Consider the following 20,322-nt stretch of genomic DNA (forward strand, 5'->3'; position numbering starts at 1 on the left):
GCCCATCCCCGGCGGGGAGGCGTGCTCCCCGTGGGTGGGTTGGCAGGATGGGGTCGCGCTCGACCCGGGGCCAGGCGTCAAGCGACGCCCGGCGACTGGCTCAGTTCAGGGCAGGGCCCCGATGTTTTGGTGATGCGCGTTGCCGCGCAGCGAGGAAGGCGGGTAACGACCGCGACGCCTGAACGGATTCAGGGGCGCCCGGATGGGCGCGCTTTGGCCGGAGCCAAGATGCCCTGGCAGTGTGCGCGGGGCTGTCCGCGCGAGCGGGTTGCGCATCGACTCGCCATGCAAAAGCGCTCGCGTGTCGGCTCCGTTGACGATGGCAACCGCGAGCCTGTCTGCCTGCGCAGCGGCCGGGCCACTTGTTCGTGAGTGAAGGCCGCCGCGCCGATCCCGAAACCCCGTGCCTTTGCCGGCGATTGTTCCTGGCGACACCAACACTGGCGGCCGAACATGTCTGCATCGCAGCCGCGGAGAACCGCAGTGTGTGGAGGGCAGCTCATGCCAGCCGATCAAGAGCCCGAGCGCGGCAACGAGAGCGCAGCGCAAGCCATCGAGATGTTGAAGGCCGTGGTCGATGGCGCCACCTACGACGCGGTGGCCGCACGCTTCGGCGTCACGCGCACGGCGGTGGAACGCCGCATCAAGGCCGTCGCCGTCCGCCTGAGCAAGACGGTCGGCATCGAGGGTCTCAACACCGAGGGCGTGGCCTTCGTGCAGCGCTTGCGCCAGCACCGCGAATCGATCCTGGTGGCGCTGGCCGGCTTCGAGCCGCTGGCGCCGTTCGGCCCGCGCCAGCACCGGGTTGTCTCGAGCGAAGAGATCACGCAGGCTGCGCTGCGGATCAAGGCGCGCAGTGCGCGGCCCTGGCACGACCAGTCGCTGTTCTACATGCTGTTCGCGACCGGCGCGCGTCCCTTGGAAATCGCCCGGCTCGAGGTGCGCGACTACCTCGGGCCGGACGGCAGCGTGCGCCGCGTATCCGAACTGCGCGCCGAGGCCGCGATCACCGGCAAGTCGCGCCCGCTGTACTTCACCAGCACCCGGCTGGACGATGCACTTGCGGCCTACTTGCGCGAGCGCATCGAGCAGGGCCTGGGCATCGCGGAGAGCGGCGACTACCGAGGCCTGGATCCGCGGAGCTGCCTGTTCCTGTCGCCGGCCGGACTCGGCTTCGCCATCAAGCCGTATGGCGAAGAAGGGCAGCGCCGCTACCTGTGCCGTCCGATCCTGGAGGCTTATCGCAAGCTTTTTCGCCATGCCGACCTGCGCGACGTGACGCCGCTGTCGGCGCGGCACACCGTCGCGGCCCGGTTGTACGAACGCGGCGCGGACGAAGAGCAGGTGGGCCTGCTGCTGGGCATCAACGGCCGCAGCGCGGTGCGCGAACTGTTCCCGAAGCATCGGCCGGCGATGTCGGACCTGGTGCGCGAACTGGTGTGACACGCCGGGGGCGCGACGACGGTGGACATCCAACGTTTCTCCATCCTGGGGCGCGTGTGGAACGCGGACGACGCGCAGCTGCAGCAGGCGCTGGCCCGCGTCCATGACACGCCGGAACGGCCACGTTGTCTGTGCGTGCCTGGCGGCGTGGAGATGTACGTGGCGCGCCACCGGCAGTTCCTGGTCAAGCGCATGCCGGACACGGGCAGCCACCATCACCCAAGCTGCCCGTCGTACGAACCTGAGGCGCGGGAGTCGGGGCTGGGCGAACTGATCGGCGAAGCGGTGCTCGAGACCGCCGTGGGCTGCGTTGACCTGCGCGTGGATTTTCCGTGGACACGCACCACCGGGCGTGGCGCCACCCGCGGCGAAAGCGACGCCGAGGCCGAAGTCGGCGTGGCCCGCCGCCGTATGAGCCTGCGGGCGCTGATGCACTTCCTGTTCGAGCGCGCCGGCTTCAACCGCTGGAGCCCGGCGATGGCGGGCAAGCGCAACCAGGGCGTGCTGCACAAGTACCTGCTGGAGGCCGCGGAGGATGTGTCGGTGAAGGGCGTTGCCTTGACAGAGCGGCTGTACGTGCCCGAACCCTTCAGCGAGGCGACCAAGGCCGATGCCGCACAGCGCCGCCGCGAGAAGCTGGTCGTGCTGCGGCCCCACGACGGCCACAGCCCGCTGGCATTGGTGCTGGGCGAGTTCAAGGGCAGCGACGCGGCGGTGGGCGGCTGCAGGGTCTGGGTCAAGCACATGCCCGATGCGCCGCTGCTGATTGCCGGCAAGACCTGGGCCCGGATCGAAAAGGTGTTCGCGCCGATGTTCGAAGCCAGGGACGCGGACACCGGCCACCGGGTGCGCCTGATGCTCGCAGCCCTGGTGCGGGCGCGGCGCGAGTACACCTACGAGATCGACGCCGCCAGCCTGATGATGACCACCGAACACTGGATCCCCATCGACGCCATCCACGAGCTGCCGCTGGTGCATGCCCTGGTGGAGCGGGGGCGGCGCTTTGCAAAGCCACTGCGCTACGACGCCGCGACGAGCGGCGCGTTTCCGAACGCGCTCTTGCTGGACATGGGGCCGAAGCCCGTGCCCCTGCACGTCGTCAGCGCCTTCATGGCGCCGAAGGCGCGCGTGGACAAGGAGCAGGCGATTTCGCGGGCTGGGGGAGCGGGATGGGTGTGGGCGACCGACCAGCCCATGCCGGCGCTGCCGGTCCCTACAGGACCTCAATCGGTTGCCAGGGCGTGAATGATCGGGCAGGCGCCGCTGCTGTCCACCGAGTCGCACGCGCGCATCAGCTTGGACAGTGCCTTGCGCATGGCTGTCAGATCGGCGAGCTTGCTCTCGATCAGGTGCAGCTTCCGAGCCGCCAGTTCGCGTGTTTCGCTGCAGGCGCCGGCTTCGTCAAGGTCAAGCAGACCGACGATCTCGTCCAGAGTGAAACCCAGCACCTGCGCACGCTTGATGAACCGCACGCGCTTCACCAGCTGGGGCGGGTAGTGACGCTGGCCGTTGGCCGGCCTGGGGGGTTCCGCCAGCAGCCCGCGCCGCTGGTAGTAGCGAATCGTCTCCACGTTCACACCGGCTTGGTCGGCCAGCCGCCCTATCGTCATCTCGGACACCATGCCGCACCCCTTGACTCCGTACCACGGTACGGACTCTAGACTGCCTGCAATGCAACAAGGTTCGAAGGGTGTTGATGGCTTCGTTGAACGTCAAGGGTTCGCTCGTCGCCGGCGTGTTGGCTGCCATCGGCGCGTCGGTCTGCTGCGTCGGGCCGCTGGTGTTGTTGACGCTGGGCATCGGCGGGGCCTGGGTGTCCAGCCTGACGGCGCTGGAGCCGGTGCGCCCCTTCTTCATGGCCGTCACGCTGCTCTTCATCGGCCTGGCGTTCCGGCGGCTCTACTTGGTTCCGCAGGTTTGCGTGCAAGGCACGCCCTGTGCCGATCCGCGAACGGTCAGCCGGCAGCGTCTGATCTTCTGGCTTGTCACTGTCGCGATCGTCGCCCTCCTGGCGGTGCCGCTCGCTGCCCCCTTGTTCTACTGAAAGGACCGTCATGCGCAAAAGTTTCTCCGTCCTCGCGATGTTGATGCCCCTGGCCACCCTGGCCGCGACACCGCAGACCGCCGTCCTCGACGTGCAGAACATGACCTGCGCGGTGTGTCCGATCACCGTCAAGAAGTCACTGGTGCAGGTGCCTGGCGTGTCCGGCGCCAAGGTGGACTTCGACAAGAAGACCGTGACGGTGACGTTCGATGCGGACAAGGCCACGACGGCGGTGCTGGTCAAGGCGACCACCGACGCGGGTTTCCGTCCACGCCGCGGAAGTGATCGATGAGCGAGGTGCTGCTTGACTCCGACTTGACGTGCCCCGAATGCGGCCACGTCAAGCGCGAAACCATGCCGACGGACGCTTGTCAGTTCTTCTATGAGTGCGAGAACTGCAAAGCACTGCTTCGGCCGAAGGCTGGTGACTGCTGCGTCTTTTGCTCCTACGGATCGGAGAAGTGCCCGCCAGTCCAAATGCAGGCGCCTTGCTGTGGATGACGTTGCAGCGGCCTGACGGCTCTGCGCGGCGCGGTTCGCTGGAAAGGGGTATGGAGCCATGAGACGGGGTTGACGGGCCCGGCCTGCGCGAGAGCATGGAAGCGACAGATTCGCCAACCATGAGGAGCGCAGAGATGACGCAATCCATCGTCAGCCACCGCGGCAGCGACGCGGTGCCAGCCACCGTGCTTGGGCAAGGCCCGGCCCGCATTCCGACCGGCGGGAAGATCCGCGCCGGCACCAAGACGCTCAGCCGTACCGCCGCCGAGAACCCGCAGGCACGTGCCATCTACGAGCAGGGCGTTGCGGCGGGCCAATCGTTCGACCAGATCGAGCAAGCCCTGGTCACAGCCCTGCCGCGGATCAAGACGCCGCTGGTGCCGAAGAACGTGCCGTGGTTCACCGTGCGCGGGCAGGACTTCTCGAACCCGGAGATCGCGCAGCAGATCCTTCGTGCCTTCGGCGAAGACCGTGGCGACGGCCATCGGCTCTATCGCTTTCCGGTGGTGTTTCCGTCGGACCACTGGCAGGTGGTGATGCCGCACGAACTGGCGGCCTGGGGCGCGAGCGAAAAGCGCTACTGGTCGGAGTATTCCCCGGATGGGCGGGTGCGCCATTGCAAGACCCACGCACCGGTGCCCTTCGACGACAGCGGCAAGCGGGTCATCCGCGTCTTCGGCGGGCGCAAGACGGTGGCACGCGACGCCAACGGCGGCATCTGCGACCCCGAAGCCTGCCCCGAGTACCAGCAGCGGCAATGCAATCTCAGCGGGCGCTTCCTGTTCTTCATTCCCGGCATCCGGTCGATCAGCGCGTTCGAGTTGCACACGCGCAGCTTCTACGCGATGAACGCGGCGATCCAGAAGTTCGAGACCATCGGCTTCCTGCGTGGCGGGCGCATCTCGGGCTTCCTGGACAGCCAGCGCACCCCGTTCTACCTGAGCAAGAAGCTGGTCGAGGTGGCGCACATCGACGAACAGGGCCGGCCGGCCCGGGTGCCGCAGTGGATCATCGAACTCGAAGCGCCGGTGGACGTGACCGCGTTGTTGCGGGACCGCGATGACGACGAGGCCGCGCTCGTGCAAGCCCAGCTGGCGACGCAGATTCTCAGCGGGCCGACCGTGCTGGCGGCCGAGGGCGACAGGGTTGCCGCGCCGGGCGAACCGCAGGACAGCGCGGCACCAACCTCCGCGCACGCTGGACCACGGCCGCAGGCGCGCGACGGGCGCCCCTCACTGGAAGACCTGTTGTCTCGGGCACTGGCGTGCGGCATCGACCGGCAGCGTTACACCGCCTATGCCAACCTTCGATGGGCCCGGCTGGAAGATCAACCCGCAGGGGCGGGCGCGGGCCTGGGATGAACTGGAGCGCTACCGCAACGACCCCGCGGGCTATCTCGACAAGATCGAAAGCGAATTGCAGGCCGTGGCCGCGGGGAGAACGGCATGATCCGCATCGCACACTGTTCTGATCTGCACTACGGGCCGAAGAATCTGGCCGAGGCCGACCGCTGCTTCGGCGCGGCGGTGGACCGAGCCATCGCGCTGGGCGCCCAGGTGGCGGTGCTGTCGGGCGACGCCACCGACCACGCCCTCGACCTGCACTCGCCGTCGGCGGAGCGTCTGGCCCGGCAGGTGCGGCGGCTGGCCGACCATTGCCCGGTGCTGATGCTGCAGGGCACGTTCTCGCACGAGCCACCCGGCACCTTGGGCCTGTTCCGGCTGCTGGGCGGGCGCTATCCGGTGCATGTGGCGGACCGCATCGCGCAGGTCGGCCTGATGGGTGATGGCCGGTGGGTGGTGTCGGACGGCTGGCGCTTCGACGAAGTGCCAGCGGGCGTGCAAGCCTTGTTCTCGTGCGTGCCCACCGTCAACAAGGCCATGGTCGCCGCCACCATGGGGGCGAGTGCGGCGGCCGAAGCCACCGGCGAGCAACTTGCGGCGCTGCTGGCCGGCTTCGCGCCAGGGCACCGCGCCGCTCGCAGGCAGGGCGTGCCGACCATCGGTGTGTCGCATGGCACCGTGTTCGGCTGCCTCAGCGAGCACGGCGTGCCGATGGCCGGCTTCGACCACGAATTCACCACCGGGGCGCTGTTCGCGTCCGAGGCACAGGCTTTCATGCTCGGGCACATCCACCGGCATCAGGCGTGGCAGCGCGTTGGAACGGCAGGGCACCAGTGCGTGGCCTACGCCGGGTCCATCGGGCGCTTTCACTACGGCGAGGAAGGTGAGAAGGGCTTCCTGATGTGGGAGGTCGATGCAGACGGGGCGCGCTTTGACCAGGTGCCTACGCCCGCGCGGCGGACGGTCGATATCGTGTTCGAAGGCAAGCCGGATATTGACGCACTGCGCACAGCCATTGCGCAGCAAGACATCGCCGGCGCGCATGTTCGTGTGCGGTGGACGGTGGCGGACGAGGACCGGCACGAAGTGGACCGTGCGCTGATCGAGCGCGAACTCGGGCGCGCCGCCGAGGTCAAGCTGGAGGGCCGCATCGTGCCCGTGGTGCGCACCCGTGCCGCCGGCATCTCGCGCGCGTCCAGTCTGGCCGACAAGGTGCGGCAGTGGGCACAGGTGACCGACGCGAAGCCAGGGCCGTTGCTGGCGTGCCTCGCGCGACTGGATTCGGAGACAGGAGAGGTGATCGCCGAGCGAATCTTGCGCGGAGCGATGCCGAATCGACTGGAAGGTGCGCTTCCAAGAGCCGTCGACACGGCGGTTGCGTGAGTGGTGGTCTATTCCGTTCTCCCTGCCGCGCTCAGTGGGCAACCTCCGGTGTTGCCATCTGAGTAGCTGGCGGGTCGCCTCTCTCTTGCTTGTCAGTCAATGGCCATCGCTCTCGCCATCGCCATCGCCGTCGCTCATCAGGTCCGTCCCGAACGGTCCAGACAACTGCTCCTCAAGCTCCGGAAACAGCAGCCCGATCGCCTCGTCGAAAGACGTGTCTCGTCGGTAGGCGGTCTCCCCGCTTTCCAGCGACCGCTTGACTTCTCGTGCGTAGTCGACGAGCCAGCGTCGATGCTTCTCGCTGACTGTCGGTCGGTACGTTTTGTATGCCCAGAGGTGAAGCACGGCGTACGCATGTTTGCCCACATGGCTGCCTGTGCGCAAGCCAGCCTCGATGACCTGAAAGGCTGACAGCTTGGGGTTGTAGCCAACAGGCTCACCAGCCTGGATCGACATCAGTACCGCAAGCACTCCGTGATACCCAAAGAACCGCGACTCGCGCAGTCCCTCGAAGCCTGGATGCCACGCTGTGTTCTCTTCCAGGTCATCGACGATTTCCAACAGCGCCTTTCGCTCTTCGTCTCCGTGATCACTCGCGAAGAAGCGCCTCGCTGCGACCCGGTAAGCGTCAACGCCAGCCTGCCAACGGCGCTCCTCATCCGCTCGGCTCGCTTCGATTCGAGCGTTCTCGATCTCCTTGCGTCGCGCTTCGTAGTCGAAGAAGTACGGTCTGTACGTATCGGCAGGGAATATGACCTCGTGCAGACCGACAGGCAGCGCCTCCCAGGTATCTCGCCACGAATGGTTATCCCTCAGACTCGGAAGCTGGCGGAAGCCACTGAAGGTAAGTGCTGAGCGAGCTATCGTGTCTTCTCGTGCCTGAGCATCGAGCACGAACAGGTTTCTTCTGTTGAAGAACGCCTCATCTGTCACGGCCGCGCGGCTGCTGTCGAATCTCGCGAACACCCAGATCACGAACGTCTTCTCCCGGCGATAGAAGGCATCGCGTGCAATGACATCCGACAGGAAGGTATAGGACAGCTGGATCTCGAAGACCAGCGGCACCTCTCGATAGGTGCACCTGACATCCGGCCTGCGCCATTCGCCCTTGACCACTTCGCTGAAGGTCGTCTTCTCGAGACGGACATCTTGAACCTGCGGGTCTTGCCGAAGCCAGCGGGCGATGTAGTCCTTCATCTCCCGATGTTGTTGGCCCTCTTGCTGCCCGCGGTAGACCAGAGCCTTGATCTGCTCTGGCGCCAGGCGGCGACCTTCGAACCACGGACATTCGTCAGCCTTACCGTCGTGAACGAACCACCGGTTCTGAGTGCCTGTGATGCGACGGGACAGGTACAGCGGGCACTTACAAATGGCGCAGCGGAAGCGCTCGGCGGCGCGACCCTTGCGTCTGTCCACCCGAGCCTGCATGGCCTCCCTTCGCAGCGCCGTGAACTCGACTTCTGGCAACGTCAGGAGTGCCTCGGCCGCAACCAGCTCGCTGGTGTGGCAGTCGATGGCCAGCCTGACCGTCTGCTGTAAACCAGATCCAGATGCGGAGCCGTACATCGCGTCATTGCGTCCGGGGTTGCCCGGCACTCCTCCCGTGAGCTACCATTCTCGTCGCTGCGCCAGCCTGCCGTGCACCCGCGCTCTGCGGAAGGTAAACCAGGGCCTCTAAGTTTCGCCGCTTGGTACCTCGTGAACTGGGCGCGGCAAGGTGCACACCGCAATGCCCATTTCTTCCGAGGTATTGCATGAACTCTTCCGATCTCCAACGCTTCCCTGGTAGCCGCTGGGACGATATGTGCCTGCGACTCGAGCATCTTCTTGGCGACGTCCGAACTTCCCTGGGTCCTCAATGGCATGAGAAAGCAGAGGCCCTGTTCACAGAGGCCGACTTCGTAGTCGCAGATGCAGTTCTGCGATCGCCCAAGTCCCCCGACTGGTTCTTGATTCGGTATGCCCCCGCGGGCCACCGCTTGGATGGGGAGGGAGACGGTCTGGTCTGCGCCCCCTCATAGTCCGAAGTATTGGCTGTCTTGCTCGGCGCGTGTGAGAGCAACCGATGCATGCCCAGCCGTGTTGTGTACGTCGAAGACCAGCGCACCTTGCGACTCTATGTCGGCGAGGATCTTCTGGCCACGGCTGCGCCGCTCCTGGTAGAACATGTGCGCCCAGCACTTCGCCAACGGGCACAGAGCACTATCTGCGGACTCCGAAAGTCAGGCGATCCCCGCGCTGAGCTGTTCAAGCGGATTCGCAAGTGGCCGGGCATGTCAACCGTAGTTGAGGGTGAACACCAGGACCCGCACGAGATGCAGCAGTTCCGCGAGCGAATGGCTCACCACCCGATCCCTCGGGAGTGGCTCTTGTCGGCGCGTTTGTTGTGCATTGCCTGCGGCAAGACAGATCCCAGCACCGCTGAGACCCAGGCTGTGGCCGCTGCGGCCTTCGGTGCCCAGAGTTGGAACCACCTCGCTGCTCCACTCGGTGACCTGAGCGCCCGCCTCTTGTAACCCTGGTACCTGTGCAAGGACGACGTGGCATGCGCTTTCCACGCCGACGCGATTGATGACGTCGCTGACTTGCTGGCAAGTGCGCCGCGTGCATGGATCGCAGACTGGGCCGGCGTCGCTCTCGAAAGCAAGTACAGCTTCACCGCGCTCGATTACATGCCGACGTATACGCTCAGCGAGCACTTGCAGGGTTCAACGGCCGCGCGCATCGACGCTCGGCAGATCGCTGCCTATCCGGTGATCCGGGCGCAGAGTCCCGCGAGCGCCGCAGTTGAACGAGTGGGCGGCCTCACGACACGCCGGTCCGAGGATATCGCGGCGCTCTTTGGTATCGGGTTGCCGGTGGATGTCAAGGTCCGGATGCTCGATGAGCGTTCACAGGAGATATTGATCGTTCAGGACGGGCAATGGCGCTTCACGCGAACAGGTGACCCAATGGACAAGAGCACCTCGCTGTGGGTTCATCGCCTTGGCTACGACGGCAACAGCGTGTGGTCCGCAGCAGTTCCGACTTACAAGGGCTTGCTGCAGACGCACCGCGAAACTGGGTTTTACGTCTTCTGTGCCGACTACGACGGAGCTCATCCCGTCGCGGTCATCGATGGGTTGAGCCCATTGGCGGCCGCTCAGGTTCGGGCGAACCTGCCCGACACAACAGATGGCCGCATGGAGTTCCGAGAGGAGGACCGGCGCCCTCGCGACCTGGACGATTTCCGGAAGCTGCTCGAGCGAGCTCTGTCTAGGCGTTCGACGACCAGCTGATCGATCGCCTTGACCTGGCACGTACCTGCGAGAGACTTTCTCGACCAGCTTTCCAAGGTACACGCCATGCAACCACTGACCCTCACCCTCAAAGGCTTCCGCGGCATCCGCGACGGCCTGGGCCGCGACACGCTGACGCTGGACTTCGAGCGTCTCGCCGACGGGGCTCAGCTGATCGCCATCGCCGGTGCCAACGGCCGCGGCAAGACCACGGTGATGGATAACATGCACCCCTTATGTTGAGTTCGCGGTGTCAACAAGAGATCAAGTTACCGAAGTTACCGAGCTATTCATTGCTTCTGCAAGGTGGCAATCAACGGACACGACACGGTGCCACGGCTTGTGCAGCAGTCGCGCACGAGGGAGGCCAGTGCTGACTCGATGCGCCGCAGATCCTTCAGTTTCTTGCGCACGTCCGCCAGCTTGACCTCGGCAAGTTGGCGCGCTTCATCGCAATGCGTGCCGTCGTCCAACTGCAGCAGGCCTGCCACTTCGTCGAGGCTGAAGCCCAAGCGCTGTGCGGCCTTCACGAACTTCACGCGGGCGACGTCCTCGGCCTCATAGCGCCGGATGCTGCCATAGGGCCGGTCGGGCTCGGGCAGCAGGGCCCGGCGCTGGTAGAAGCGAACCGTCTCCACGTTGACCCCGGCCGCCTTGGCGACGGCCCCGATGGTCAGGCCGTTCTGTTCTCGTTCCATTCCGCTTGACTCCGTACATGAGTACGGAAATAAGCTTACGCCATCGTCTCCAGACTGGCCGAGGAAAAGCGAATGACCGAAACACAAGAAGGGCGCGGTGCCCTCTTCGCCGGAGGACTTGCCGCGATCCTGGCATCCACCTGCTGCCTAGGCCCGCTGGTGCTAGTGGCCTTGGGCTTCAGCGGCGCCTGGATCGGCAATCTGACGGTGCTGGAGCCCTATCGCCCGATCTTCATCGGCGCCGCGCTCGTTGCGATGTTCTTCGCTTGGCGACGCATCTATCGGCCGGCACAGGCCTGCAAGCCCGGCGAGGTCTGCGCCATCCCGCAAGTCCGGTCCACCTACAAGGCCATCTTCTGGATCGTCGGCGCGCTGGTGCTGATCGCGCTCGCCTTCCCCTATGTCCTTCCGCTGTTCTACTGACCAGGAGTTCTCCATGAAGCAGCTGTTCCTGACCACCATGCTCGCGATCGGCGTCGCCGCTGCGCAGGCGGCACCTCAAACCGTCACGCTCGACGTGCCCGGCATGACCTGCGCGGCCTGTCCGATCACCGTGAAGAAGGCGATCTCGAAGGTCGAGGGCGTGAACAAGGTCGACGTGAGCTACGAGAAGCGCCAGGCCGTCGTGACCTTCGACGATGCCAAGGCCACCGTGCAGAAGTTGACCCAGGCGACCGAGAACGCGGGCTACCCATCCACCGTCAAGCGCTGAACCGTTGCAGCGAAAGAGGGAACGCGCCATGAACGTCGTGACGCGCATTTCCGACAAGGCTGGCTCGCTGGGCAGCATCGTCTCGGCAATGGGCTGTGGCGCCTGCTTCCCGGCCCTGGCCAGCCTCGGCGCCGCGCTCGGGCTCGGCTTCCTGAGCCAGTTCGAGGCCTTGTTCGTCACCGTGCTGCTGCCGCTGTTCGCGGGGCTGGCGCTGCTGGCGAACGCGCTGGGCTGGTTCAGCCATCGCCAGTGGCACCGCACCGTGCTCGGCATGATCGGACCTGTCATCGTGCTGATCGCCAGCTTCACGGTGGCCGAGAAGCTTCTCTACGTCGGCCTCGCGGCGATGGTCGGCGTTTCGATCTGGGACTTCGTCTCGCCGGCGAATCGGCGTTGCGGTCCAGCCGGCTGCGAAATTCCGGCCAAACACGCCTGAAGCCTTTGCACCAGCTTCTGTTGAAAGCGACCTTATGACCGAACTCGTGATCAGCGGCATGACCTGCGACTCGTGTGCGACGCATGTCCGTCAAGCCCTGGAGAAGGTCCCCGGCGTGCGCTCCGCGCAGGTTTCTTATCCCAAGGGAACGGCGAAGCTCACGCTTGCCCCAGAAACACCCGTGGCGGCCCTCATGTCGGCCGTGGCCGCGGCCGGCTATCGAGCCCGGGTTCCCGACTCTGCGTCCCAGCAGCCGCGCAACGGCCTGCTCGACAAGGCGCGCAGTTGGCTCGGCGGGGGCCAAAAGGCGCTCGGCGGCGGCGAAGCGATACACATCGCCGTCATCGGCAGCGGCGGTGCCGCGATGGCGGCGGCGCTGAAGGCGGCTGAGCGCGGTGCTCGCGTGACCCTCATCGAGCGCGGCACGATCGGCGGCACCTGCGTCAACGTTGGCTGCGTGCCATCGAAGATTATGATCCGCGCGGCACACGTGGCCCACATGCGGCGCGAGAGTCCCTTCGACGCCGGCATCGCCGCGAGTACGCCCGCGATCGACCGCAGCCGGCTGCTCGCGCAGCAGCAGGCCCGCGTCGACGAACTGCGGCGCGCGAAGTACGAGGGCATTCTGGAAAGCACGCCGGCGATCACCGTGTTGCGCGGCGAGGCGCGCTTCAAGGACGGCCGCCGTCTCGTCGTGAAACTTAGCGATGGCGGCGAACGCGAACTGGCGTTCGACCGCTGCCTGATCGCCACCGGCGCGCACCCTTCGATCCCGCCGATCGCCGGCCTGAAGGACACGCCGTTCTGGACGTCCACCGAAGCACTGGCCAGCGACGCCATCCCGCCCCGTCTTGCGTTTGTCGGCTCGTCGGTGGTGGCGCTGGAGCTCGCGCAGGCCTTTGCGCGGCTGGGCAGCAAGGTGACGGTGCTGGCGCGCCATACGCTGTTCTTTCGCGAGGACGCCGCGATCGGCGACGCCGTCACGGCGGCATTTCGTGCCGAGGGCATCGAGGTGCTCGAGCACACCCAGGCCAGCCAGGTTCGCCACGCCGATGGCGAATTCGTGCTCGCAACCGATCGCGGCGAACTGCGATCCGACCGGGTGCTCGTCGCCACCGGCCGCACGCCCAACACGCATGGCCTCGCGCTCGATGCGGCGGGCGTGGCCGTCGACGCGCAGGGCGCCATCGTCATCGACGCGGCGATGCGCACCAGTGCTGCGAACATCTACGCCGCCGGCGACTGCACCGACCAGCCGCAGTTCGTCTATGTGGCCGCTGCGGCCGGCACGCGCGCCGCGCTCAACATGATGGGCGGCGACGCTGCGCTCGACCTGAGTGCGATGCCGGCGGTGGTCTTCACGGATCCGCAGGTGGCCACCGTGGGAATGACAGAAACCGAAGCGCATGCGAAGGGCATCGAGACCGACAGCCGCACGCTGAGCCTGGAGAACGTGCCGCGCGCGCTCGCGAACTTCGACACCCGGGGCTTCATCAAGCTGGTGGCCGAGGCCGGCAGCGGGCGGTTGCTGGGCGTGCAGGCCGTCGCGCCCGAGGCCGGCGAGTTGATCCAGAGCGCCGCGCTCGCGCTGCGGGCGCGCATGACGGTGCACGACCTGGCCGATCAGCTGTTCCCGTACCTGACGATGGTGGAAGGGCTCAAGCTGTGCGCGCAGACCTTCACCAGGGACGTCAAGCAGCTCTCGTGCTGTGCCGGCTGAAGCGCCTGCATGAGTGCCGACTACTCCGTCGCGCAGGCGGCCGCCCGGGCGGGCGCCACGGTGCACCAGTTGCGCACCTACGTGGCGTGCGGGCTGGTCAAACCCTGCGCCAGAACCGCCACGGGACACCACCGATTTAACGATGATTGCGTGGCGCGACTGCGGCTGATCGTCGCCGCCACTGGCGCAGGCCTGCGCATCGCCGAGATCGGCAGCCTGATCCGGGCACTCGATTGCGGCGACCGTGGCGCCGTGGCACTGGCTCGTCGCACGCTGGCAGCTGTCATCGACGAGCGGCAGGCCGCTTTGATGAGCCTGGCGGGAGTGCTCTCGAGCACCTGTGGCCAGGTGGCTGCGAAGGCCGCCCTGTGACGCGTCCGCGCGACGCGACCCAGGATGAAACCGCCCGGGCTCCAGCCACCTCGCAGGGCGCTGGTTCTCTGCGGTGGCGGGGCCCGCGGCGCGATGGAGGTTGGCTTCTATCGGGCGATAACGGAACTGGGCCTCTCGTTCGAGATCGTCGTCGGCAGTTCGGTGGGTGCCTGAACGGGGCATGCATCGCCGCCGGCATGCCGCCGGATGAACTGGCTCGGTGGTGGCAGCGCGTGGGCCGCGCCGATGTCGTCGGATGGCATATTGGCAGGCGCTCTGGCGTGGCGGCGGGCCGCTGAGCCTCGACCCTCTGCGGCGACTGCTGCGCAAGACCTTGCCGGTGCTGGTCTTCGAAGACCTGAAGACTCCGCTGGTGGTGACAACCACGGATCTGCTGACCGGCACACCGGTGTACTGGCACGGCGCCGGAGACTTGCTCGAGCCCGTCGTCGCGAGCATGAGCCTGCCGGGTGTGTTCCCGCCAGTGACCATCGACGGGCGGCAGTTGGTTGATGGTGCGGTGGCCAGCAACGTACCGTTCGCGTCGGCGCTGGAGCGTGGCGCGCGGCGCGCGGGAGATGCTGATGATCCTGTGCACCTGTTGCCCGGCTGCACGACGGCCGCTGCGCTCACCGCTGGGGATCCTGCTGCGCAGCTTCTGGATCGCACTGGAGACGAAGTACGGCTGCGACCTGCAGCACCACCGGCGACAGGGCGTGGCCGTGCGGGTGGTCGAACCCCGCCTGGACATCGAGGTCGGGCTGCTCGACTTCGGACACGCCGATGCGTTGATGGATGCCGCCTACGAGCAAACCCTCGCGGCGTTCGAAAAGTCGGGTGACGAAGCGCGGTCCGCTGCGTGGCTGCAGGCCGAAACGACCCCATGGCGAGTCAGTTGACTTCGAGTCACCAGACGGCGCGTCAGCGCCTCGGCGCCTACCTGCTCGCAGCGCTGGCCGTTGTGAGCTGCCCTTGCCACTTGCCGATCTGGATCGCGGTGTTCTCCGGCACCTCTGCCGGCGCGGTCCTCGGCGAACACTGGGGACTTGCGGCCGTGGCACTGACCGGCCTGTTCGTTGCGTCCGCGGCCGGCGCGATGCGGATGTTCGGCCGCAAGGGGTGATCGTTGTGTGGGTGGCTGAACGGAAGGCTGTTCGTCGCCGCGGTGGCCTTGATGTGGAGACTGCCCGTGAGAGCCTGAGGCATCTGCTTCCTCGGGGCTCTCCATGCAACCTCTCGCACTCACGCTCAAGGGATTCCGCGGCATTCGTGACGGCCTGGGCCGCGAGGAGATCACGCTGGACCTCGAGCGTCTGACCCAGGACGCGCAACTGATCGCCATCGTCGGGGCGAACGGTAGCGGCAAGTCGACGATCATGGATTGCCTCGTGCCCTACATCGGACTGCCGAGCCGAGCCGGGCTGGCGGGGGCGGGCGGCTTCTCCTACTACGATCATGTGTACCTGCCCGAAAGCGTGAAGGACCTGACCTGGGCGCATGAGGGCCGCTGCTACCGATCGCAGATCGTCATCCGCCTCTGTGGTCGCCGCCGCACCGAGGCCTATCTGCACACGCTCGACGACGCCGGTGGCTGGCAGCCGGTGCGGCTCGACGACGGCATGGTGTCCGACGGCCGGGTCGAGACCTATACCCGCTGCGTCGAGGCCATCTGCGGGAGCGCCGAGACGTTCTTCACCTCCGTGTTCGCGGCGCAGGGCAAGCGCCAGCTCAGCACCTATCGCAACGCCGAGATCAAGTCGCTGCTGGCCGACCTGCTCGGGCAGGAAGAGATCCAGGCCCTGGGTCAGAAGGCCGCGGAAACGGTGCGCCTGTTGAAGGCGGGGCTGGCGACCATCCGCCAGGAGCTGATCGGGCTCGACGCTGAGGGGGTGCGCCTGGAGGCGACACGCCGGCAGCTTGACGGAGCGGGCGAGCGCGTGTCGGCGGCCGAGCGTGCCAAGACGGCGGCACACGCCGCATTGGAGGCAGCGCAGGCGTGGCATGCGCGCGTGGCGGTCGAGCGAGAGCAGGCGCGGGCGACCGAGGCTCGCCGCGCACAGCTCGCGGCCGAACGCCAGTCCACCCTCGACACAACCGCGCAGGCTCGCCGTGCTCTGCAGTCCCGGGATCAAGCCGAGCGGCAACGGCTGGAGCGGCTTGACCAGCGGATCGCCGGACGGCTGCAGCAGGAACGCTCGCGGCGTCAGGCCCTGACCCTGTCCCGCCAGCGTTGCCAGGCAGTGCTTGCCGAGGCCGGCGAGGTACAGCGTGCGGAGAGGCGCCTGCCGCTGGCGCAGCGCGTGCAGGCGCTGCGCAGCGCGCTGACCGAAGCCTGTCGCGAGCAGACCCACGAGCTGACGCGCTGCCGAGGGGCGGTGCGGCTTGCCGAACAGCGCGTGGCAGGCATCGAGCAAGAGGCGGGACGGGCCGCGCTGAAAGCCGAGGAACTCGCGCGCCGGTTCGGCTTGACCGGCGAGGTGCCCTGCGTCGGCACGGATCTGCAGGGCCGTTGCAAGCTGCTGGGTGACGCGCGCGAGGCGCTGGCGCTGATCCCGAACGCCCAGGCCCAGCTGGCCCGGCTGGCCGGCGAGAAGGCCGAGGCGCGGCAGGAACTCCTCGCCGCGCGTCAGCGCTGCGAAGCGCTTGCCGGCGCACCGCAGAATCTGGCACGGGCCGAACGTCGCGAAGCCGTCGCGCGCGAGCGGGTGAGTCGCCTGGCGTGATGTGCTCGAAGGCGCCGGCGTGCGCACAGGCACAGATGACATTGGTCGAGATCGAACAGGAGTTGCAGGCGCTGGGGCCCGGGGTGGCCGCCGATGCGGCTGGCGAAACCGCCGACGAGCGCGCCGAGCGCCAGCAGATCGCCGCGGCACGCCAGGCGGTCGAGGAGCAACTGGAACAACAGGCGAGGCTGGCCACGGCAGCGCTGGCGCGCCTGGATCACGCGCTCGCGTCGCTGCCGTCCGCCTTCGACGAGCGACAGGTGACGCAGGCCTCTCAAGCGCTGGGTGCGGCTCGGGAAGCCTTGAGCGCCGCCGAGCAATCGATGCTGACGGCGGTACGCGAAGCGCAGACGATCGAAGAGGTGTCCAAACAAGTGGCCGCTCTGGCCGAGCGCTGCGAGCGCGTTCGCGCGCGCAGCGCCCGCGTCGAGGACGAGCTGGGTAACTGGAACCTCTTCGCGCGCTGCATGAGCAACGACGGCCTGATCGCACTGGCGATCGACGATGCGGGGCCCGCGCTCTCGGCGTTGGCGAACGACCTGCTGCTGGCCTGCTACGGACCGCGCTTCACGGTGTCGATCCACACCTTGCTGGAGACCGCCAAGGGCGATCAGAAGGAGGGCTTCGACATCGTCGTGCACGACGGCGACACCGGCGAAAGCAAGAGCGTCAGCCTGATGAGCGGGGGCGAGCGCACGTTCGTGGAGTCATGCCTGACCCGCGCGATCGCGTTGTACCTGGCGCGAAACACCGGCCGCCGCTACACGACGCTGTTCACCGACGAGGCGGACGGCGCGCTGGACTCCCAGCGCAAGCGCATGTTCATGGCGATGAAGCGCGAAGTGCTGCGCCTGGGCGGCTACGAGCGCGAGTTCTTCGTCTCGCAGACGCCGGAGCTGACGGCGATGGCCGATGCCGTGATCGACCTCGACGCGCTGAAGGCGCAAGGATGAAAGCGCAAGGTCCGTGTCCGCGCCGTAGCGGCCGCGGCCCCAAGCCGGCAGCGCCGGCGACGATCATTGCGGCTCGGCTCGTGGCCTGTGCGGATCGGCCGGGGCATGGAGACCGATTCCCCACAGGTATGCCTGATCGAGGATGTGCTCGCACGCAGGCTTGCTCTTCGCGAGCTGCTCCAGGGCGCACAGCAGGTGATCCGCAACGCCGCGGTGCTCACTCGCGACGGCCAGACTGTAGAGCCGCAAAAGCCCTCGCGCGAGGCGACGGCCGGATCCAAGGTCGCTGTTCATTGCGGACCTCCAAGCGGGGCACCACCACCCCGAGTGCTGGCAGCGTAGAGCTTGCCCCTGTGTCAAAGTCAACCCCCGGCCGCAGCTCCTCCCGGGGAGCGCGACTGCGGCGGAGGTTCAGCGCTGCAGCGAAACCACTTGGGGCTTGTGGGCGCGGCGCACTTCGGCCAACTCCCGGTCCCGCCGTTCGAGCTGGAGCCGCGTCTCCTGCCAGGCTGCGAAGTAGTGGTCGACCAGTGCCGCGAGCTTGGTGAGCTGCTCGCGCAAGGCGGCATTGTCGCGGCGCAGGCGTGCAGCGCGCCCGGCGTTGTCGGGGTGCCGAAGGTGCTTCTGCTGGGCCGCGTGCAACGCCTGCACGACATCGGGGTGGTAGCGGTACAGCGCGTTGCGCGAGATGCCGGCCAGATCGCACAGGGCGGTGGCGGTCAGTGCCGGCGGCGATGCGCTGTCGCCTCGCTGTCGAACCATCGTCGTCAGCGCCTCGCGCAGGCGCTGGGCCGATGCGGTCTTGGTGGCGCCGCGCGCCTGCTTGGTCATGATCGCTCCTTCGCATCGCTGTCGATCGTGCGGATCAGCGACCTTGCCTCATCGAGTCGTGTGCGGACGAGACGCAGGGTCTGCCGCGGCAGGGCGGGCTCGTCCAGCAACCGCTCGCAGCGGTGGACTTGCTCGACCCAATAGGTCGATGCCGCTGCGACACCGCGAAGTTCTTGCAGCGCGCGCAGGTCGACGGCTCGCGGCGAGCGGGGTTCGGGCCGGCCGCGTTGCCGAGGCAGGCGCTGTGCTCCTCACGATAGACGCAGAAGCCCCAGTCGCAGATGCCGAGCACGAGTCCCGCGTCCACCAGCAGGCGCGCGTAGCTTGCGAGGTCTTCCTTCATGCGCTTGCCCCGAAAGCGCGGGCGATTGGCCACGATCTCCTCGCCGGCGCGGCCGCCCAGGCCGGGTGCCGCCAGCATGTGTTCCCAGGCGTTGATCGACTGCTGCAGGATCTCGGCGTCGATCTCCTGGTTGAGCCGATAGTCGGAGCCGGCGTAGCCATGGTCGGTCTCGGCCCGCTCGCGATGACCGAGCTGCTGCGCCAACGCGAACAGGCAGGTCCTGTCGCGCAGCGCCGCGAACCTGGCGAAGGTCTTGCGGCCCTGGTGCGTAGAGAGCCTCCATGGCCGATCCTCGTGTGCGAGGCCCAGCCAGGCGGCAAAGCGCTGCAGTTGGATGTTGATCCGTGCGATCGAAGGGATCTCGAGCAGTTCGGGGCGCACCTCGTGCCACTCGGTCGCGCCGTTGCCGTGCCAGCGACGCAGCCACAGCTCGTCGCGTCCGGCGACGGCGCGGTGCCCGGCAGACAACGCTTCGAGCACGGCCACCGCCTGAACCGCGGCAGGAGGCGCGACCCATTCATGCGCGCGCCCGTGGTAGCCCGATTGGCGCTTGAAGATCGCTCCGACAATCACGGTGACGGGCTCGCCTGCGCCGTCGGCGCAGCGACGCTGCACGCAGCCGGCCTTCAGATGCAGGATCTCACTGACGCGCGGGCCAACCAGGTAGGAGATGACGGCAAAGCACGAGGCGTAGAGCAAGTCGGTGCGCAGAACGAGTTCGCGGACAGATCGCACCGGGGATTGCGCATCGGCGAAGCCGGCACTGGCACTTTGAAGCGCACGTGTCGCGCGTCCGGTGTGCGCATGGCCCGCACCGCGACCGCCGGCCGCCGCCTGCCGATACGTCTGCCAGGCGCGCAGGACGACGGGTGCGTCGCGCGTGACGATGTCGATGGCCGACTGTACGAGCTTCACCGCGACGGTGTCCGGCGTGTAGGGCCAGGGGTGTCGCATCCCCTCGTGATAGCCGGCGGCCCGGCGCTGATCTTGTCCAGCGAAGGGGTCGAAGGACAGGCTGTCGTCGAGTTCGCCGCCAAAGCGATGAAAGTACGCAAACAGGTACAGGTGGCGCAGCACGGTTCCCGGCGCGCGCGGTGAAGGGTGACCGGCCAGGGGGCGGGTGCGCAGCCACTGCTGAAACTGCAGTAATGCCGGCGGGTCAAGTTGGGCGAAGCGGCTGAAGCCCTCGCCGTCCATCCACTGCAGCAGGCAGCGCAAGGTGAAGAAGTACTGCGCCACCGTGCTCGGTCGCAGCGGTAGTCCGGTGAACATCGAGTGTGCTCGGATGAGTGCGATCAGTTGTCGGCTGGTCTCTCGCAGCACGGCGTAGCGCTCGTCGGTGAACCGCTGGCCGTCCTGCAGCTCGAAGTCCCAGCGCAGGCGCACAGGATGCCGTTCTTCCAACGCGTTCGCCGGCGCCAGTACCCAGACGTCGTCTTCCCACTTCGATTCAAGAAGGAACCATGTTCGATCGTCGGCGTGTTCGGCCGCAGGGTCGACGGGACGTTCGCTGGCTTGGTGCTGCAAAGCAGACATGGCAGC

24 protein-coding genes and 3 pseudogenes are annotated in these 20,322 nt (G+C 67.1%); 21 read left to right on the plus strand and 6 right to left on the minus strand.

What is annotated here, in order from left to right; genetic code table 11:
• Positions 1-501: 501 nt before the first annotated feature.
• Together Y694_RS00975 and Y694_RS00980 are read left to right on the plus strand one after the other, a co-directional pair.
• Positions 502-1,443 (plus strand): site-specific integrase, encoded by a 942-nt coding sequence (locus tag Y694_RS00975; protein WP_036229012.1) that lies wholly within the window; start codon positions 502-504, stop codon positions 1,441-1,443.
• Positions 1,444-1,464: 21 nt separating this feature from the next.
• Positions 1,465-2,688 carry a DUF1173 family protein gene (locus Y694_RS00980; protein WP_036229014.1) on the plus strand — a complete coding sequence of 408 codons (1,224 nt, stop codon included), beginning with the start codon at positions 1,465-1,467 and terminating at the stop codon, positions 2,686-2,688.
• On the opposite strand, the gene merR (Y694_RS00985) is transcribed toward Y694_RS00980, so the two are convergent.
• Positions 2,667-3,065: an Hg(II)-responsive transcriptional regulator gene (gene merR, locus Y694_RS00985; RefSeq protein ID WP_036229016.1), complete on the minus strand. Its 399-nt coding sequence runs from the start codon at positions 3,063-3,065 to the stop codon at positions 2,667-2,669. The genes Y694_RS00980 and merR (Y694_RS00985) overlap by 22 nt on opposite strands.
• A 74-nt stretch (positions 3,066-3,139) precedes the next feature.
• On the opposite strand from merR (Y694_RS00985), the gene Y694_RS00990 reads away from it, so the two are divergent.
• From Y694_RS00990 to Y694_RS01005, 5 genes are all read left to right on the plus strand, one after another.
• Positions 3,140-3,487 (plus strand): mercuric transporter MerT family protein, encoded by a 348-nt coding sequence (locus Y694_RS00990; RefSeq protein ID WP_036229018.1) that lies wholly within the window; start codon positions 3,140-3,142, stop codon positions 3,485-3,487.
• Positions 3,488-3,497: 10 nt separating this feature from the next.
• The gene (locus Y694_RS00995) at positions 3,498-3,779 is read left to right on the plus strand and encodes a heavy-metal-associated domain-containing protein (RefSeq protein ID WP_036229020.1); all 282 of its coding nucleotides are present in this window, start codon (positions 3,498-3,500) and stop codon (positions 3,777-3,779) included.
• Positions 3,776-3,988 (plus strand): GDCCVxC domain-containing (seleno)protein, encoded by a 213-nt coding sequence (locus Y694_RS25250; protein ID WP_081771163.1) that lies wholly within the window; start codon positions 3,776-3,778, stop codon positions 3,986-3,988. Before Y694_RS00995 ends, Y694_RS25250 begins: the two co-directional genes overlap by 4 nt.
• 134 nt (positions 3,989-4,122) lie before the next feature.
• Entirely contained in the window at positions 4,123-5,349 is a 1,227-nt protein-coding gene (locus Y694_RS01000) for a hypothetical protein (RefSeq protein WP_231497452.1), read from the plus strand.
• A gap of 84 nt (positions 5,350-5,433) precedes the next feature.
• Positions 5,434-6,714: a DNA repair exonuclease gene (locus Y694_RS01005; protein ID WP_051495473.1), complete on the plus strand. Its 1,281-nt coding sequence runs from the start codon at positions 5,434-5,436 to the stop codon at positions 6,712-6,714.
• A gap of 96 nt (positions 6,715-6,810) precedes the next feature.
• Here Y694_RS01005 and Y694_RS22260 read toward each other — a convergent pair whose 3' ends face one another.
• Positions 6,811-8,280 carry a DUF6035 family protein gene (locus Y694_RS22260; RefSeq protein ID WP_051495474.1) on the minus strand — a complete coding sequence of 490 codons (1,470 nt, stop codon included), beginning with the start codon at positions 8,278-8,280 and terminating at the stop codon, positions 6,811-6,813.
• Positions 8,281-9,254: 974 nt separating this feature from the next.
• Here Y694_RS22260 and Y694_RS01020 point away from each other — a divergent pair.
• Both Y694_RS01020 and Y694_RS23985 read left to right on the plus strand, forming a co-directional pair.
• Positions 9,255-9,992 (plus strand): hypothetical protein, encoded by a 738-nt coding sequence (locus tag Y694_RS01020; RefSeq protein WP_036229025.1) that lies wholly within the window; start codon positions 9,255-9,257, stop codon positions 9,990-9,992.
• 66 nt (positions 9,993-10,058) lie between these two features.
• A pseudogene (locus tag Y694_RS23985) lies at positions 10,059-10,226 on the plus strand (AAA family ATPase); the annotation flags it as partial.
• A gap of 56 nt (positions 10,227-10,282) precedes the next feature.
• Here Y694_RS23985 and merR (Y694_RS01025) read toward each other — a convergent pair.
• Positions 10,283-10,690 (minus strand): Hg(II)-responsive transcriptional regulator, encoded by a 408-nt coding sequence (merR, locus tag Y694_RS01025; RefSeq protein ID WP_036229027.1) that lies wholly within the window; start codon positions 10,688-10,690, stop codon positions 10,283-10,285.
• A 72-nt stretch (positions 10,691-10,762) separates the two neighbouring features.
• On the opposite strand from merR (Y694_RS01025), the gene merT reads away from it, so the two are divergent.
• The 12 genes and pseudogenes from merT (at position 10,763) to Y694_RS25270 (ending at position 17,606) form a co-directional block, all read left to right on the plus strand.
• Entirely contained in the window at positions 10,763-11,113 is a 351-nt protein-coding gene (merT, locus tag Y694_RS01030) for a mercuric ion transporter MerT (protein ID WP_036229030.1), read from the plus strand.
• 13 nt (positions 11,114-11,126) lie between these two features.
• Positions 11,127-11,402 (plus strand): mercury resistance system periplasmic binding protein MerP, encoded by a 276-nt coding sequence (gene merP, locus Y694_RS01035; protein WP_036229032.1) that lies wholly within the window; start codon positions 11,127-11,129, stop codon positions 11,400-11,402.
• A 28-nt stretch (positions 11,403-11,430) separates the two neighbouring features.
• The gene (gene merC / locus Y694_RS01040; protein ID WP_036229035.1) at positions 11,431-11,838 is read left to right on the plus strand and encodes an organomercurial transporter MerC; all 408 of its coding nucleotides are present in this window, start codon (positions 11,431-11,433) and stop codon (positions 11,836-11,838) included.
• A 34-nt stretch (positions 11,839-11,872) separates the two neighbouring features.
• A complete protein-coding gene (gene merA, locus Y694_RS01045; protein WP_036229037.1) occupies positions 11,873-13,558 on the plus strand; it encodes a mercury(II) reductase in 1,686 nt (561 codons plus the stop codon).
• A gap of 9 nt (positions 13,559-13,567) precedes the next feature.
• Positions 13,568-13,930 (plus strand): MerR family transcriptional regulator, encoded by a 363-nt coding sequence (locus Y694_RS23005; protein WP_081771164.1) that lies wholly within the window; start codon positions 13,568-13,570, stop codon positions 13,928-13,930.
• Between the two features lie 24 nt (positions 13,931-13,954).
• Positions 13,955-14,104: a patatin-like phospholipase family protein gene (locus Y694_RS26975; protein WP_081771165.1), complete on the plus strand. Its 150-nt coding sequence runs from the start codon at positions 13,955-13,957 to the stop codon at positions 14,102-14,104.
• Between the two features lie 82 nt (positions 14,105-14,186).
• Positions 14,187-14,471: pseudogene (locus Y694_RS26980) on the plus strand (patatin-like phospholipase family protein); the annotation flags it as partial.
• Between the two features lie 16 nt (positions 14,472-14,487).
• Entirely contained in the window at positions 14,488-14,829 is a 342-nt protein-coding gene (locus Y694_RS25255; protein WP_231497453.1) for a hypothetical protein, read from the plus strand.
• A complete protein-coding gene (gene merE, locus Y694_RS01060; RefSeq protein WP_231497454.1) occupies positions 14,826-15,053 on the plus strand; it encodes a broad-spectrum mercury transporter MerE in 228 nt (75 codons plus the stop codon). The genes Y694_RS25255 and merE overlap by 4 nt, the downstream gene beginning before the upstream one ends.
• A 103-nt stretch (positions 15,054-15,156) precedes the next feature.
• Positions 15,157-15,264: pseudogene (locus Y694_RS25260) on the plus strand (hypothetical protein); the annotation flags it as partial.
• Positions 15,265-15,405: 141 nt separating this feature from the next.
• Positions 15,406-16,653, plus strand: coding sequence for a hypothetical protein (locus tag Y694_RS25265; RefSeq protein WP_231497461.1), 1,248 nt, complete (start codon positions 15,406-15,408; stop codon positions 16,651-16,653).
• Positions 16,654-16,688: 35 nt separating this feature from the next.
• On the plus strand, positions 16,689-17,606 hold the full coding sequence (locus Y694_RS25270; protein ID WP_231497455.1) for a hypothetical protein: 918 nt from the start codon (positions 16,689-16,691) through the stop codon (positions 17,604-17,606).
• A 63-nt stretch (positions 17,607-17,669) separates the two neighbouring features.
• On the opposite strand, the gene Y694_RS01070 is transcribed toward Y694_RS25270, so the two are convergent.
• From Y694_RS01070 to Y694_RS01080, 3 genes are all read right to left on the minus strand, one after another.
• On the minus strand, positions 17,670-17,900 hold the full coding sequence (locus Y694_RS01070; RefSeq protein WP_036229047.1) for a hypothetical protein: 231 nt from the start codon (positions 17,898-17,900) through the stop codon (positions 17,670-17,672).
• A gap of 117 nt (positions 17,901-18,017) precedes the next feature.
• Positions 18,018-18,437 (minus strand): hypothetical protein, encoded by a 420-nt coding sequence (locus tag Y694_RS01075; protein ID WP_036229050.1) that lies wholly within the window; start codon positions 18,435-18,437, stop codon positions 18,018-18,020.
• Positions 18,438-18,471: 34 nt separating this feature from the next.
• Positions 18,472-20,316 carry a hypothetical protein gene (locus Y694_RS01080; RefSeq protein WP_155935771.1) on the minus strand — a complete coding sequence of 615 codons (1,845 nt, stop codon included), beginning with the start codon at positions 20,314-20,316 and terminating at the stop codon, positions 18,472-18,474.
• Between the last annotated feature and the right edge of the window lie 6 nt (positions 20,317-20,322).

Origin of the sequence: Methylibium sp. T29-B, assembly GCF_000576225.1 — a bacterium.
Classification (GTDB): Bacteria; Pseudomonadota; Gammaproteobacteria; order Burkholderiales; family Burkholderiaceae_C; genus Methylibium; species Methylibium petroleiphilum.